We start from the raw sequence: 12,280 nt of genomic DNA, 5'->3' as shown, positions 1-12,280 counted from the left end.
GAGCAAGGAAATGCAACCAAAAGTGTCGGTCAGGGGCTTACCATTGTATAAACCAGGCAAATCTTTGGAAGAGGTGAAGCGGGAGTTTGGATTGGAAGATGTGATCAAGCTCGCCTCCAATGAGAATCCGTTTGGATGCTCACCGAAAGTGTGGGAGGCTTTGGAAGGAATCAAAGGAGAATTTCAATATTATCCTGAAGGCGCCGCTCCAGAATTGCGGGAAAAGCTGGCGGAACATTTGGAGGTCGATCCGCGCCGCTTGATTTTTGGCAACGGTTCGGACGAAATTGTGCAGATCATTGCCCGCACGTACCTTGATCGTGGCGACGAGTCTGTGATGGCTGATCTGACTTTCCCCCGTTATGAAACAGTGACGCGCATTGAAGGGGGAGTCCCTGTCGTCGTGCCGCTGAAAGAGGGCGTGCATGATCTGGAGGGCATGTTGGCCGCCATCACGGACAAGACCCGGCTTGTATGGGTCTGCAATCCCAATAATCCCACAGGGACCATTGTGAGCCATGAAGCGTTGAGCGATTTTCTTGACCGCGTACCGCCGCATGTGCTGGTGGTTGTGGATGAGGCCTACCATGAATATGTGACGGATTCCGCTTATCCCGACACGATTTCATTGTTGGATTACAACCCGCAAATCATCATTTTGCGCACGTTTTCCAAGATTTATGGATTGGCGGCTTTGCGGATTGGCTATGGGATCGCCCATCCCGATGTCGTCGCAGAGCTTGAACGTGTTCGTGAACCATTTAACGTAAACCGCCTTGCGCAAAAAGCGGCGATTGCGGCGGTGGAGGATGAGACGTTTGTTTTCTACTGCCGCACCCAAAACCGCATCGGCATCAGCCAAATGACGGAGAAGTTTGATGAATGGGGACTCTCTTATTTTCCGGCCCATGGCAATTTTATCTTGGTGGATACCGGGCATCCGGCCGATGAAGTTGATGAGTACTTATTACGGCATGGCGTGATAGTGCGCTCCGGTTTGCACCTCGGGTTTCCCACGCATATTCGCGTGACGGTTGGGAAAAAAGAGCAAAATGAACGTTTCTTAGAAGTGTTGCACGCATATTTGCATAAGAAAGGAAAGTGAAAGCAGCATGCCAGATCGAATAGCCGTATTGGGAATCGGACTGATTGGAGGATCGATAGCGTTAGGGTTGAAGGAGCGAACGGATGTAGAAGTGATCGGTTATGATCGCTCAAGTGAAGACTTAGGGTTAGCCGCGGCATTGGGGGCCATCGACAAAGGCACGGTCGATCTGGCTGAAGCGGTGAGTGAAGCGGATATCATCATCATCGCGTTGCCGGTCGGAGCCATTAAAGAGACGATCGATCGGTTGGCTGAGCTACCGTTGAAGGAAGCTTGTATTGTCACGGATGTGGGGAGCACCAAATCGGAAATTGTCGCTCACAGCAAAAAGCTGAAGCAAAAAGGCACCATCTTTATCGGTGGTCATCCGATGGCGGGATCCCATCGCTCCGGCATCAAAGCGGCCCATTCACTGTTGTTTGAAAACGCCTATTACGTACTTACTCCGGATCCCGATACGTCTCTTCTGGCAGTGCAAAAGTTAAGCCGCTTGTTGCATTTGGCGACGAGAGCGGAATTGATTATCATGAACCCGATCCATCATGACCGCGTGGTGGGGGCCATCAGCCATTTGCCGCATATTATTGCCGCGGGCTTGGTCAATATGGTTGGGGATTACAATGAGCAAAATGAATGGTTTCATCGGTTGGCGGCTGGAGGCTTTCGCAGTTTGACGCGGATTGGCGCCAGCCATCCCATTATGTGGCGGGATATTCTTCTCTCCAATCAGGAAGAATTGATCAAACTGCTCGACGATTGGATGTTGCAGATGCTCAAAATGCGCACGGCTATATACAAGCAAGACGCGAACCAGATCGAGGCCTTTTTCGCAAGGTCGAAACAATTGCGTGGACAGTTGCCCGACCGTGAAAAAGGGTTGCTCATGCCGCTGTATGAATGTTATCTCGACATTCCCGACCAGCCGGGGGAGATCGCGCGCGTGACCGCGATTCTCAGTGAGAATGACGTGAACATCAGTAACATCGAAGTGCTGAACAACCGTGAAGAGTTGCCGGGTGTGTTGAAATTGACTTATAAGAAAGAGCAAGATTATCAACAGGCGGTGGTTTGCTTGAAAGCGGCGGGATATACCGTGTTCACTGATCACGACAGCGCTGACCCTAGTGAAACGAAAGTGAAAAGCAAGTTAATGAGCTAACGCATTTCCAAACAGATGGGGAAACAATAATGCAAAAGGGGGAGATTTTACCCATGATTCGCACATCTCAGCGCAAACCTTTTCGCGCTACCCTTACCGTGCCGGGTGACAAGTCGATATCCCACCGCTCGATCATGTTTGGTGCTATTGCCAATGGAATAACGGAGGTAGAGGGTTTTTTGCCCGGGGCTGATTGTTTGAGTACGATCCGCTGTTTTGGGCAGTTGGGAGTAGAAATTGAACGGCTGTCGGAAACGTCCGTTCGTGTGCATGGCCGTGGCTTTGCCGGGTTGGCCGAACCGGTTTATCCGTTGGACGTGGGAAATTCGGGAACCACCATTCGCTTGATGCTGGGTATTCTGTCTGGTGTTCCGATCTTTTCGACATTGATTGGCGATGAGTCTATTGCCAGACGGCCCATGAAACGGGTGGTGGAGCCCTTGCGGAAGATGGGGGCGCGTATTGACGGACGGCAAGATGGCCGTTTTACCCCCTTGTCGGTGCGAGGGGGACGGTTGCAGGGATTAACCTATGAGAGTCCCATTGCCAGCGCGCAAGTGAAATCTTGTTTGCTGTTGGCGGGATTAAATGCGGAAGGGTACACGATTGTGCGTGAGCCTTATCAGTCACGGAATCATACGGAATGCATGTTGCCGGCGTTTGGGGTGGAACTGGAAACGCAAGGGGCCGAAGTGAAAATCAAAGGGGGACAAGAGCTGACAGGAACCCGGGTGAGAGTGCCTGGAGATATCTCTTCAGCGGCCTTTGTGTTGGCGGCGGCCTTGATGGTGCCAGGGAGTCAAGTGACGGTTGAACAAGTGGGCCTCAATCCAACCCGAACAGGAATCTTGGATGCTTTCCGCATGATGGGGGCCGAAGTGCAAGTGGAAGTGACAGATCATTGGTGCAATGAACCGGTGGGAAATGTGACGATCGCTTGTGAGGAATTGCGGGGAGTGGAGATTAAGGGAGAATTGATCCCGCGACTGATCGACGAGATCCCTATTCTCGCGGTGGTGGCTACACAGGCGCGCGGCAGAACGGTGATTAAAGATGCGCAAGAGTTAAAAGTGAAAGAGACCGACCGGATTGCGACCACTGCACAGGAACTGCGAAAATTGGGAGCCATCATCGAAGAAACGGAAGATGGCATGATTATTGAAGGGGGAACGCAACTGACCGGCGGAAGTTGCCACAGCCATGGGGACCATCGCATCGGTATGGCCATGGCGATCGCCGGGTTTGCCGCTTCTGGCGAAGTGGTGGTGGAGGGCGCGGAAGCGATTGACGTTTCCTTCCCCGGGTTTGCGAGACTAATTTCCCAATTGTAGTCAATTCAAATCAGAAAATTATAAAAAGTGATTGACCTTGTCCCTGCTCATCCGTATAATTGAAAATACAGTATGGTTTCTCTCCACTCCTATCCAATATTGTACGTCCTGTGCAAAACCGCTCTCACAACGAGCGGTTCTTTTTTTTGCTCTTTTTTCATAAAAGTGGGGTGAGGTGGTTGTCGATGGTCAAGCATATGAGCCGAATGGGCTGTGAGATCTTGCTCGTTGTAGGGATTTTGATCGCCTTGAAAAACAGCTTCTTTCCCTGGATCATTTCGGTTTGGTACCCGGATCCACTGTTATCGGAAAAAATGGGGGAATGGACGGCCATCATCGTGGGGGTGGGCACATGCCTCATCTATATGGGGTTGGGCTCCGCGGCCAAGTACGTCCATTCGCTCACCCTGTCGCAAATGGTCGGCGCATTTGGTTTATTGCACTCTGCTTTTTTCCTTCCCTTTCCCCCTTGGTTAAGTCAGATTTACCGGGATTGGCAAGGTTTATTGCATGATATGCTGGCGTTGTTTCTTCCTGAACAAATGTTTACATCCACGGAATTGTTTTGCTTGTTTTTGGCTTTATTCATACTGGGTCGTATGTTTCATGTACGGGAGAATGAGCCCAAGCGACTGGGCGACTATGGAGGGGGAGACGAAAAAAATTTGCCTTCTTCCTCCATATGAGTCTATCTTTGTCTCGTTTCGTCAAAAATAAGAACAATGACGTAGCGAGAGGAAGGGAAGACGGTGAGGATTGCAGATTGGTTGACCTATACGGACATAGAGCAATTAAAACAATTGACCCGTTTTTATGGCTGTCAAAGCCATAATCAGCACTCAAAAAATGAGTTGATCTGCTCGCTGCTGCAACAGCTCGGCAAAAAAAATCATTTGTGTGATCAAATCCGTTCATTGACCAGGGCAGAGCAACGGTTTTTGCAACTGTTGGTGTTTGATCAGAGCCCGGCTTACACGTTCGAAGAATTGCTGGGCAAAGGCAGGGCGGCCTTGGACGGGGCAGAAGGAGAACCCCGGTCGTTGGTCGTGAGCGCCTTGAAACGCGGTTGGCTGTTTCCGGGCTATTCGCATCGGACACAATATCTTTATCACCTCCCATCCGATTTAAGCAAACAGATTCGCGAAATATTTGTCGAGCCTTTTTTGCAACCCCATTTCCAATTGATGTCGAAACCTTCATTTTACCGGGATGAACAAGGGCAGATGATGGCGGATTTGCATTGCTTTCTCGATTTCCTGAATAAGGAAGTGATCCGCCTGACGGTGGACGGTGCCATCTATAAGCAACAACAAAAACAAATCTACCAATTGATGGCGGTCGAAGAAAAGCCGATTGCGTCAAAGGAGCCGCGCTTTGGTTTTGGCCGGAGGTACCATCAATATCCCGACCGTTTTTCCTTTTTATATGATTATGCGTTTTATAATAGATATTTTGTTGAAGATCAAGAAGGTTATTTGCGTTTAAATGTTGAATGGAGCGGGAATATAAGTAAACAAGAAGACGAAGGCAAAAAAATGGTAAGGTTTTTCATCCGCCTGTACCGCAAGCCCATTCCTCATCTTCCCATCATCCTTCGTTGGATTGCGACTCTGTGTCACCCGGGATGGATGATGGCAGAAGTGGTTTACCAAGCGATTGAACCTTGGCTGATCCCGTATTACTATGAGACAAAGGAAAGCCTGTTTGAAAAGGTGACGCGCATGTTGGTTCATTTAGGGGTTTTGCGGGCGGGAGTGGACGGTGACACGCATTATCTTTCGTTAACTCCGATTGGTGCCAAATGGTTGCACGGAATCACCGCGTTTAGAGAAAAAGTGATTGAAGACCAATTTTTGAAATTGGGCTGACGTGCAGGAAAATAGGCGAAAACAGTCGAATCATATTGTTACCGGAAACTTTTTTAACATGTTTCTGTGTAACATACCCAAGCAATAGACTAAATATTCTAATAATTTCGCGAGTGAGGGGAAAGAATGGAGAGCAGCATTACTATTCAAGAGAAGAAAGAATTTATTCGTTGGTTCTTGAATCGTTATGAGCTGCAAAAAAAAGAAGCTGCGTGGTTGCTTGAATTCCTGTCTTCAAATGAGCAATTGTTAACCCGCATTCACTTTGTGGAGCATGTTCGCCATCTCCCAAAAACGATGATCATGTCGACGAAATGTAGCAAGATGATTCCGTTTCGGTTTACCAAAAACAAACGCGTAGGCACTGACGTTGAAACTGCGTTTTATGATATCCGCACCTATCCACATGAGGAAATTTATATTGGGCTGTACTTTAAAGATCGAGCCGCATGTCCCGAATATGCCGCGATATTGGAGGGAAATCCCATGGAAAAACATGACTTGGTGCAAGACCATTTGCTCAGTCTGTTCGCGGAGATCGTCCTCGACAAAGCGGTAAAAGAATTTCAGCGCAAAGAACTGTACAAACGAATTGATGATGCGCTCAAGGATAGAGACGAAGAAACATTTTTACAGCTCAGCGAACAATGGATTAAGATACTGGAGTCCTGAATCATATTGGGGTATAATGCTCAGCATAAAGCTGGGCATTTTTCTTTGGAAAGAAGGAATCGATCATGATTTTGAAAGGGATCGACCGGGAACAATGGCGAAGCGTGGCGGCCTATGTGGATACGCTTTTGTTGCCCATCGCGCCCGTCAAGCTCGTGCATAAAGAGTTGCATGTTGATGTGAGCGCACCCATTGATGAATTGGCGAGTGATTTGGAGGAAAAGCTAACAGGGAGACTTTTGCTGCTTCCCGGCATTTCATACATTGGACAAAATCAAGAGGTGTTTAAATCATACATAAATGAAATAATAAAAGAGATGGTCAACTCTGGATTTACTTATCTCATCATGCTTGCGGACCGGACCCAAACGACCATCTTGGCAGAAGTGCAGGAAGCGTTTGCAGAACAAACAGGATTAAATATCATGATCCATACGGTTGAATCAAGCGAAAGGGAACCTGAGGCGGGGCTGGAGCGAACCAAAGAACAGCTTTACCAAAAAGTGCTAGAAATGTGGCAAAATCATTCATAAATTGTTAATAAAAAGTCCCGATTTTGTCGGTGTTAAGTCATGGCGATTTCTTGACTTACCCACCCACCTTTCGCTATCATGTATTATGTCCTAGTAAAAGATAGTAAGTGTTCTAGCAAAACAGATTCCGGTCCGAGTGGACGGTTTAAGCCGTATAGAAGGAGGTCGGACAAGTCGTGAGTAAGAAAGTTTCCCGCCGCCAGTTCTTAACGTATACGTTAGGTGGGACAGCCGGTTTCCTCGCTTCGGGGATGCTTTTCCCGATGGTGCGTTTCGCTGTGGATCCTATGCTAAAAAAAGGAGAAGCAGGGAATTTTTTGGATGTGGGTCTCAAAGTTGATGAGATCACAGAAACTCCCATCAGTGTGAAGTTCGTCATTCATCGCAAAGATGGTTGGTACGAGCCACCAAAAGGGGAAACCATGACGGCATGGGTATTGAAAGATGGCAATGAGATCATCGCCCTTTCACCAGTGTGCAAACACTTGGGTTGTACGGTGAACTTCAACACCAATCCACAATTCAAGAATGAATTTTTCTGCCCTTGCCACTTTGGACGATATACGAAGGACGGGACAAATGTTCCTGGTACTCCTCCAGCAAAACCGTTGGATCGTTATGAAACCAAGATTTCGAACGGTAAGTTGCTGATCGGACCACTAAAGAAAGCTTAATGGCTCTTGAAACGGAGGTGTAGCGGATGCTGCGCGCCATCTATGATTGGGTGGACGAGCGTCTGGATATTACGCCGATCTGGCGCGATGTCGCCGACCACGAAGTACCGGAACACGTGAACCCTGCCCACCATTTTTCAGCATTTATCTACTGCTTTGGTGGACTGACATTTTTTGTTGTCGTTATTCAAATACTGTCCGGTATGTTCTTGGCGATGTATTATGTTCCAGACATTGTAAACGCTCACGCAAGTGTAAATTACCTGCAGAACGAGATTGCCATGGGCGCTATCGTTCGCGGGATGCACCATTGGGGTGCGAGTGTCGCTATTGTGATGCTTTTCCTACATACCCTGCGTGTCTTTTTCACCGGTTCTTACAAGCATCCACGTGAATTTAACTGGGTTGTAGGCATGTTGATTTTTGCGGTTATGCTGGGTCTCGGATTTACCGGATACCTCTTGCCTTGGGATAACAAAGCGTACTTCGCCACCAAGGTAGGAGTGGAGATTGCGGCATCTGTACCAGTGCTCGGGCCATATATCGCTATCTTCCTGCAAGGTGGAGACATCGTAGGTGCTCAAACACTTGCTCGTTTCTTCGCGTTACATGTGTTCTTCCTCCCAGCAGCGTTACTCGCATTGTTGGGCGCACACTTTATTCTCATTCGTCGTCAGGGCATTTCTGGACCGCTATAAGGTCTACGCGTGAGGAGGGATCCACTTGGCACATAATCAAGACGGAAACCATACACAAGTCCACTATGTGGGAGACTCGCGCGTTCGTGCAGACCGTCCAAAGATGTATCCCAAGGACTACTCGGAGTTTCCTGGTAGAACGGAAGCTTTCTTTCCTGACTTCCTTCTGAAAGAGTGGATGGTAGCTGCCGTCTTCCTCGTTGGTTTCATGACATTGGTCATGGCCCATGAACCAGAATTGGGAGAACTGGCGGATCCGACGAACACCGGTTTCTTGCCTGTACCTGACTGGTACTTCTTATTCTTGTATCAGCTGTTAAAGTACAAATGGGCTGCTGGTAAATTCGTAGTGATTGGAACCGTTATCTTACCGGGGATCGCCTTTATGGCATTAATGCTGGCACCTTGGTTAGATGGCACAAAAGAACGTCGCCCGCTGAAACGTCCAGTGCCGGTAGGCATTATGCTGGTTACGCTTGTAGCGATCTGCGCACTGACATGGGCGGCTGAATATGAGCACGAATTGCAATTGGAATCAGCAATCGGTAAAACACCACAAAATACTAAAGTAATTGCCCAAGACGAACAAGGATATGAAATTTACGCGAAAAACGCATGTATTAAATGTCATGGTGATAACTTGGAGGGTAAAAACGGCCCTACGCTGATCGGTGTGGGTAACCGTCACACCGCTGAAGAGATCACCAAGTACATTGACGAAGGCAAAGGAACGGCCATGCCTGCGGGTATGTTCCAAGGTAGCGAAGAAGAGAAGAAAGTTCTTGTAGAATGGCTCATGAAACAAAAGCAACAATAATCGCAGTAAAAACCTGGTTACGTCTATGTGACCAGGTTTTTGTATAGCGGAAAAAGTGGGTGTGATCCATGTTTGTGTCTGATGCGGTGCGGTATTTGCTGACTTTGCTCATGCGTCGTTGGGTGTTATGGACTTTATTCATTGTAAATTTCCTCGGGTCGATTTATGGTTTCTATTGGTACAAAAACCAGTTGGCCTTTACCGAGCCCAAGGTTCTGAATATTTTTGTTCCCGACAGTCCCACGGCTAGCACGTTTTTCACGCTTGTGTTGCTGTTGTATCTGTTGGCGCGCCGTAGCCCTTTATTGGAAGCTTTCGCTTCGATCACGCTGTTTAAATATGGCATATGGGCGGTTGTGATGATCTTTTGGGGAGCTTACTTGGATGTCCGCCCGATGATGGAAGCCTTGACATGGCAGCATTGGATGTTGGTCTTTTCTCATTTGGGGATGGCTCTGCAAGCGATCCTCTATGCTCCTTTTTACACGTATGGCCGACGGGAAATCCTGTTCGTTGGCGGCTGGACTTTGTTAAACGACGCCTTGGATTACAGCGGATTGGATATTCACCCCTGGCTGGCGCTGTCATTGGAGCCTTACGATCATTTGGTGGGGATCTTTACGGTCATCCTCAGTGCGACGACGTTGCTGTTGTTTTCGATCTTTGCGATGTTGCCAAGCTTATGGCGCAAGTGGCACTTTACCCCGTTGAAATCTTCATAAACCGCAATTGGAAAACCAGGTGGATGTCCTGGTTTTTTCTTTTTCCTAGACGGAGCGGAGAGACATATTCCATTGTCCAAAAAGAATAGACTTGTACTAGAGACCGGTGAACGGGAGGTGTGACAACTACGTGCAATTGAGATGGATGGGTTCAGTGATGGTGGTGATGTTATTATTATCGTTCATCCATCCTGTCGTGCAGGCTGGAGAAATTGAGCGGGAGAGGGAAGAGTGGTCGCAAATGGCCGAAAAAATTGAGACAGAGGTGCAACAAGGCCATTTGATGGCGGCACGGGAAGATTTGGCGGTGTTGGCGCGGCAATTTTCCAAAGCGGACTGGTTGAGCAAAAAATTAACGCTCGAGGCTGTGCACATCTTGGCGGAAGTGTTGATGGAGTTGGAGTGGAGTTTGAACCAAGTTCGACCCGATCCCACCAAGCTTGCCCAAGCAACGGAACGGATGCGTTTGGCTTTTGACGCGTTGTCCCATCCCAATCAACCCTTGTGGCAACGGTATTATGAACCGCTGAAAGAGGGGGTTGCGGAGGTCAAGCAGGCAGTGAAGCGAAAGCAAGATCAACAGACCCGCCAGGCGATCGAAGAATTGTACGCAAAGGTTCAACTGGTTCGCCCCGCCTTAATTGTGGCAAAAAGCCCCTATGCTGTACATAAAATGGATTCCCTGATCACCTTTATCAGAAAAGAAAAGCAATTTGATCGGTTAGCCAGTGCGGTTGGACAATTGGAGCAATTGCTATATCCCCTCTTCTACGGCTCTGAGCAGGATGTCATGGCGACCGTCAATAGCTGGAACGAGGCGGAAGTGATTTCACTTACTTATTGGTTGATGCTGTTGATTGTGGCCGTTCTGGCCTATGTCGCCTGGCGCAAATATCGCGGTGAATCTCCACCCGTGGCAACATGAAAAACGGCTAGAAGATTCTAGCCGTTTATTTTCCGTAGGTAAATCCTTCCCCCAACACGTCTTTGGCGTCGTGCACAACGACAAAGGCAAAAGGGTCATAATGGTTTACCGTATCTTTTAACTTGGGCAGTTCATTCGGGCCAACGACGACATAGAGAATTTCTTTTTCGTGGCCGGTGTACCCGCCTTTTCCTTTTAAAATGGTGACGCCGCGGTTCATTTTCTGGGTAATGGTCCGGGCAAGCTCTTGCGGGTGATTGGTGATAATGGTGGCCGCTTTGGAAGCGTTGAGCCCTTCCACCACGAAGTCAACCACACGGGCGCTGATAAAGACGGCGACCAAGGTATACATGGCCATATTCAACCCGATCAAAAAGACGGAGCTGGCAATGACGGCAAAGTCAAACAAGAACATCGTCCGGCCAATGCTCCAACCGAGATATTTTTGCACGATCCGAGCGATAATATCCACCCCACCGGTCGTGCCACCGATCCGAAAGATCAGTCCAAGCCCCACACCCACCAACACGCCCGTATATAGTGCGCATAAGAGGATATCTTTGGGAGGTGAGCCCCAAGCTGTGGCAATCGGAGTGGTCAGTTCCAGCATGAGGGAGGAGGCCCCGATCCCGATCAAGGTATAAACGAACGTTCGACGCCCGAATACGCGGTAGCCGAGGAACAAGAGTGGAATATTCAATAAAAGAATAATCAAGCCAGGTGACCAACCAAAGGCATAGTGGAGCAACAAACTGATGCCGGTGAAACCCCCTTCGGCCAAATGGCTGGGAATGGCAAAGAAGTTGATTCCCACAGAAAAGATGAAAGCCCCCAAAAAAATCAGAAAAACGTTTCTACCATGCGTAATCCCCGTTAACTTCATCGTAACCGCCTCTTCATTTATCATTTAATCCCGCTATATTATACATTTCCTATTTTGCCTCATCAATGATAGAAACATGAAGAAGAGCGTGAAAGCTTTAACATGATCTTTTCAAATGATTAATCAACCCGGAATCTAAGGAAATCAAGCCGAAAAAACCCTTTCTCGGATATTTTTCGCTTTCCGCTTGTTTCTTTAAGGAACCCTCGTTACTATAAATAAATAAGTAACAAGAAACGATTCGCTCCACATCTCACGTTAGGGGCTGGCAGGAGCGAAGGATTTATGAAATGATTAGAGTGATACCGGCAATCGATCGTCTTATGTTGGATGCCTTTTGACATTTGGTTTTCGCTAGTGATAAAACAAAGGAAGAGCCATTCATCTGTTGGCGCATGAAGCGAAGGAGAATGTGATGGAGGCAACTGGCAAAGGCTATGCACGTTGAACAGTCCGTCTGCGGCGAAGGGGCCAGTGAGCGGATGAGCAAAAGCTGACATTCTTTGCCGGTGGCGGTTGGAGGTTGATATGATGGCGGAGAAAACATTAAAAGAAATTCAGCAAGAAGTGCACGAGTATATTAGTCAGTTCAAAGAGGGGTATTTTCAGCCATTATCCATGCTGGCGCGGATGACAGAAGAAGTCGGGGAGTTGGCCCGTGAAGTGAACCATCACTATGGAGAGAAGCCGAAGAAGCCAGGTGAGAAAGAGAATACCCTTGAGAGCGAGTTGGGCGATATCATCTTTATCGTCACCTGTTTTGCCAATTCGCTCGATATCGATTTGCAAAAGGCGTTTGATGGAGTCATGCACAAATACCGCACCCGCGATGCCAATCGCTGGACGCGGATTGATCAGGAACAAAAGTAACGGAGATAGAGAGCAGAGGAGAA

General features: G+C 48.2%; 14 protein-coding genes. 13 read left to right on the top strand and 1 reads right to left on the bottom strand.

Translation table 11 applies throughout. The features are described 5' to 3' along the window. The first annotated feature begins 10 nt into the window (after nucleotides 1–10). From hisC to ACFQNG_RS13495, 12 genes are all read left to right on the top strand, one after another. Nucleotides 11–1,105 (top strand): histidinol-phosphate transaminase, encoded by a 1,095-nt coding sequence (gene hisC, locus ACFQNG_RS13550; RefSeq protein WP_379865766.1) that lies wholly within the window; start codon nucleotides 11–13, stop codon nucleotides 1,103–1,105. Between the two features lie 7 nt (nucleotides 1,106–1,112). Continuing rightward, nucleotides 1,113–2,264, top strand: a complete 1,152-nt coding sequence (locus ACFQNG_RS13545; protein ID WP_379865765.1) for a prephenate dehydrogenase — start codon at nucleotides 1,113–1,115, stop codon at nucleotides 2,262–2,264. Nucleotides 2,265–2,317: 53 nt separating this feature from the next. Next, nucleotides 2,318–3,595 carry a 3-phosphoshikimate 1-carboxyvinyltransferase gene (aroA, locus tag ACFQNG_RS13540; RefSeq protein ID WP_379865764.1) on the top strand — a complete coding sequence of 426 codons (1,278 nt, stop codon included), beginning with the start codon at nucleotides 2,318–2,320 and terminating at the stop codon, nucleotides 3,593–3,595. 185 nt (nucleotides 3,596–3,780) lie between these two features. Next, nucleotides 3,781–4,281: a hypothetical protein gene (locus ACFQNG_RS13535; protein ID WP_379865762.1), complete on the top strand. Its 501-nt coding sequence runs from the start codon at nucleotides 3,781–3,783 to the stop codon at nucleotides 4,279–4,281. A gap of 63 nt (nucleotides 4,282–4,344) precedes the next feature. Next, nucleotides 4,345–5,463, top strand: coding sequence for a hypothetical protein (locus ACFQNG_RS13530; protein ID WP_379865761.1), 1,119 nt, complete (start codon nucleotides 4,345–4,347; stop codon nucleotides 5,461–5,463). Nucleotides 5,464–5,589: 126 nt separating this feature from the next. Then, the gene (locus tag ACFQNG_RS13525) at nucleotides 5,590–6,135 is read left to right on the top strand and encodes a ReoY family proteolytic degradation factor (RefSeq protein ID WP_379865760.1); all 546 of its coding nucleotides are present in this window, start codon (nucleotides 5,590–5,592) and stop codon (nucleotides 6,133–6,135) included. A gap of 65 nt (nucleotides 6,136–6,200) precedes the next feature. Then, nucleotides 6,201–6,668: a DUF2487 family protein gene (locus ACFQNG_RS13520; RefSeq protein WP_379865759.1), complete on the top strand. Its 468-nt coding sequence runs from the start codon at nucleotides 6,201–6,203 to the stop codon at nucleotides 6,666–6,668. Between the two features lie 176 nt (nucleotides 6,669–6,844). Further along, nucleotides 6,845–7,342 carry a ubiquinol-cytochrome c reductase iron-sulfur subunit gene (locus ACFQNG_RS13515; protein ID WP_379865758.1) on the top strand — a complete coding sequence of 166 codons (498 nt, stop codon included), beginning with the start codon at nucleotides 6,845–6,847 and terminating at the stop codon, nucleotides 7,340–7,342. Between the two features lie 26 nt (nucleotides 7,343–7,368). After that, nucleotides 7,369–8,040: a menaquinol-cytochrome c reductase cytochrome b subunit gene (gene qcrB, locus ACFQNG_RS13510; RefSeq protein ID WP_379865757.1), complete on the top strand. Its 672-nt coding sequence runs from the start codon at nucleotides 7,369–7,371 to the stop codon at nucleotides 8,038–8,040. Nucleotides 8,041–8,065: 25 nt separating this feature from the next. Continuing rightward, complete coding sequence (locus tag ACFQNG_RS13505; RefSeq protein ID WP_379865756.1) at nucleotides 8,066–8,857, top strand: menaquinol-cytochrome c reductase cytochrome b/c subunit; 792 nt, start codon at nucleotides 8,066–8,068, stop codon at nucleotides 8,855–8,857. Nucleotides 8,858–8,925: 68 nt separating this feature from the next. Further along, complete coding sequence (locus tag ACFQNG_RS13500) at nucleotides 8,926–9,579, top strand: DUF1405 domain-containing protein (protein WP_379865755.1); 654 nt, start codon at nucleotides 8,926–8,928, stop codon at nucleotides 9,577–9,579. A gap of 130 nt (nucleotides 9,580–9,709) precedes the next feature. Continuing rightward, nucleotides 9,710–10,504, top strand: coding sequence for a sporulation protein YpjB (locus tag ACFQNG_RS13495; protein ID WP_379865754.1), 795 nt, complete (start codon nucleotides 9,710–9,712; stop codon nucleotides 10,502–10,504). A 25-nt stretch (nucleotides 10,505–10,529) separates the two neighbouring features. Here the strand turns inward: ACFQNG_RS13495 and ACFQNG_RS13490 are convergent, their stop codons facing one another. Then, entirely contained in the window at nucleotides 10,530–11,387 is an 858-nt protein-coding gene (locus tag ACFQNG_RS13490) for a YitT family protein (RefSeq protein ID WP_379865753.1), read from the bottom strand. A 531-nt stretch (nucleotides 11,388–11,918) separates the two neighbouring features. Here ACFQNG_RS13490 and ACFQNG_RS13485 point away from each other — a divergent pair. Then, nucleotides 11,919–12,257, top strand: a complete 339-nt coding sequence (locus ACFQNG_RS13485) for a nucleotide pyrophosphohydrolase (protein WP_379865752.1) — start codon at nucleotides 11,919–11,921, stop codon at nucleotides 12,255–12,257. Nucleotides 12,258–12,280 lie beyond the last annotated feature (23 nt).

Source organism: Laceyella putida (assembly GCF_042665195.1).
In the GTDB taxonomy this organism is placed as follows: Bacteria; Bacillota; Bacilli; order Thermoactinomycetales; family Thermoactinomycetaceae; genus Laceyella; species Laceyella putida.
This window is presented reverse-complemented; position numbering and strand designations above follow the sequence as displayed.

Bases quoted from the DNA above. Each gene is read 5' to 3' on its own strand.
- hisC (WP_379865766.1), top strand. From the start codon at position 11: ATGCAACCAAAAGTGTCGGTCAGGGGCTTACCATTGTATAAACCAGGC.
- ACFQNG_RS13545 (WP_379865765.1), top strand. From the start codon at position 1,113: ATGCCAGATCGAATAGCCGTATTGGGAATCGGACTGATTGGAGGATCG.
- aroA (WP_379865764.1), top strand. From the start codon at position 2,318: ATGATTCGCACATCTCAGCGCAAACCTTTTCGCGCTACCCTTACCGTG.
- ACFQNG_RS13535 (WP_379865762.1), top strand. From the start codon at position 3,781: ATGGTCAAGCATATGAGCCGAATGGGCTGTGAGATCTTGCTCGTTGTA.
- ACFQNG_RS13525 (WP_379865760.1), top strand. From the start codon at position 5,590: ATGGAGAGCAGCATTACTATTCAAGAGAAGAAAGAATTTATTCGTTGG.
- ACFQNG_RS13520 (WP_379865759.1), top strand. From the start codon at position 6,201: ATGATTTTGAAAGGGATCGACCGGGAACAATGGCGAAGCGTGGCGGCC.
- qcrB (WP_379865757.1), top strand. From the start codon at position 7,369: ATGCTGCGCGCCATCTATGATTGGGTGGACGAGCGTCTGGATATTACG.
- ACFQNG_RS13500 (WP_379865755.1), top strand. From the start codon at position 8,926: ATGTTTGTGTCTGATGCGGTGCGGTATTTGCTGACTTTGCTCATGCGT.
- ACFQNG_RS13490 (WP_379865753.1), bottom strand. From the start codon at position 11,387: ATGAAGTTAACGGGGATTACGCATGGTAGAAACGTTTTTCTGATTTTT.
- ACFQNG_RS13485 (WP_379865752.1), top strand. From the start codon at position 11,919: ATGGCGGAGAAAACATTAAAAGAAATTCAGCAAGAAGTGCACGAGTAT.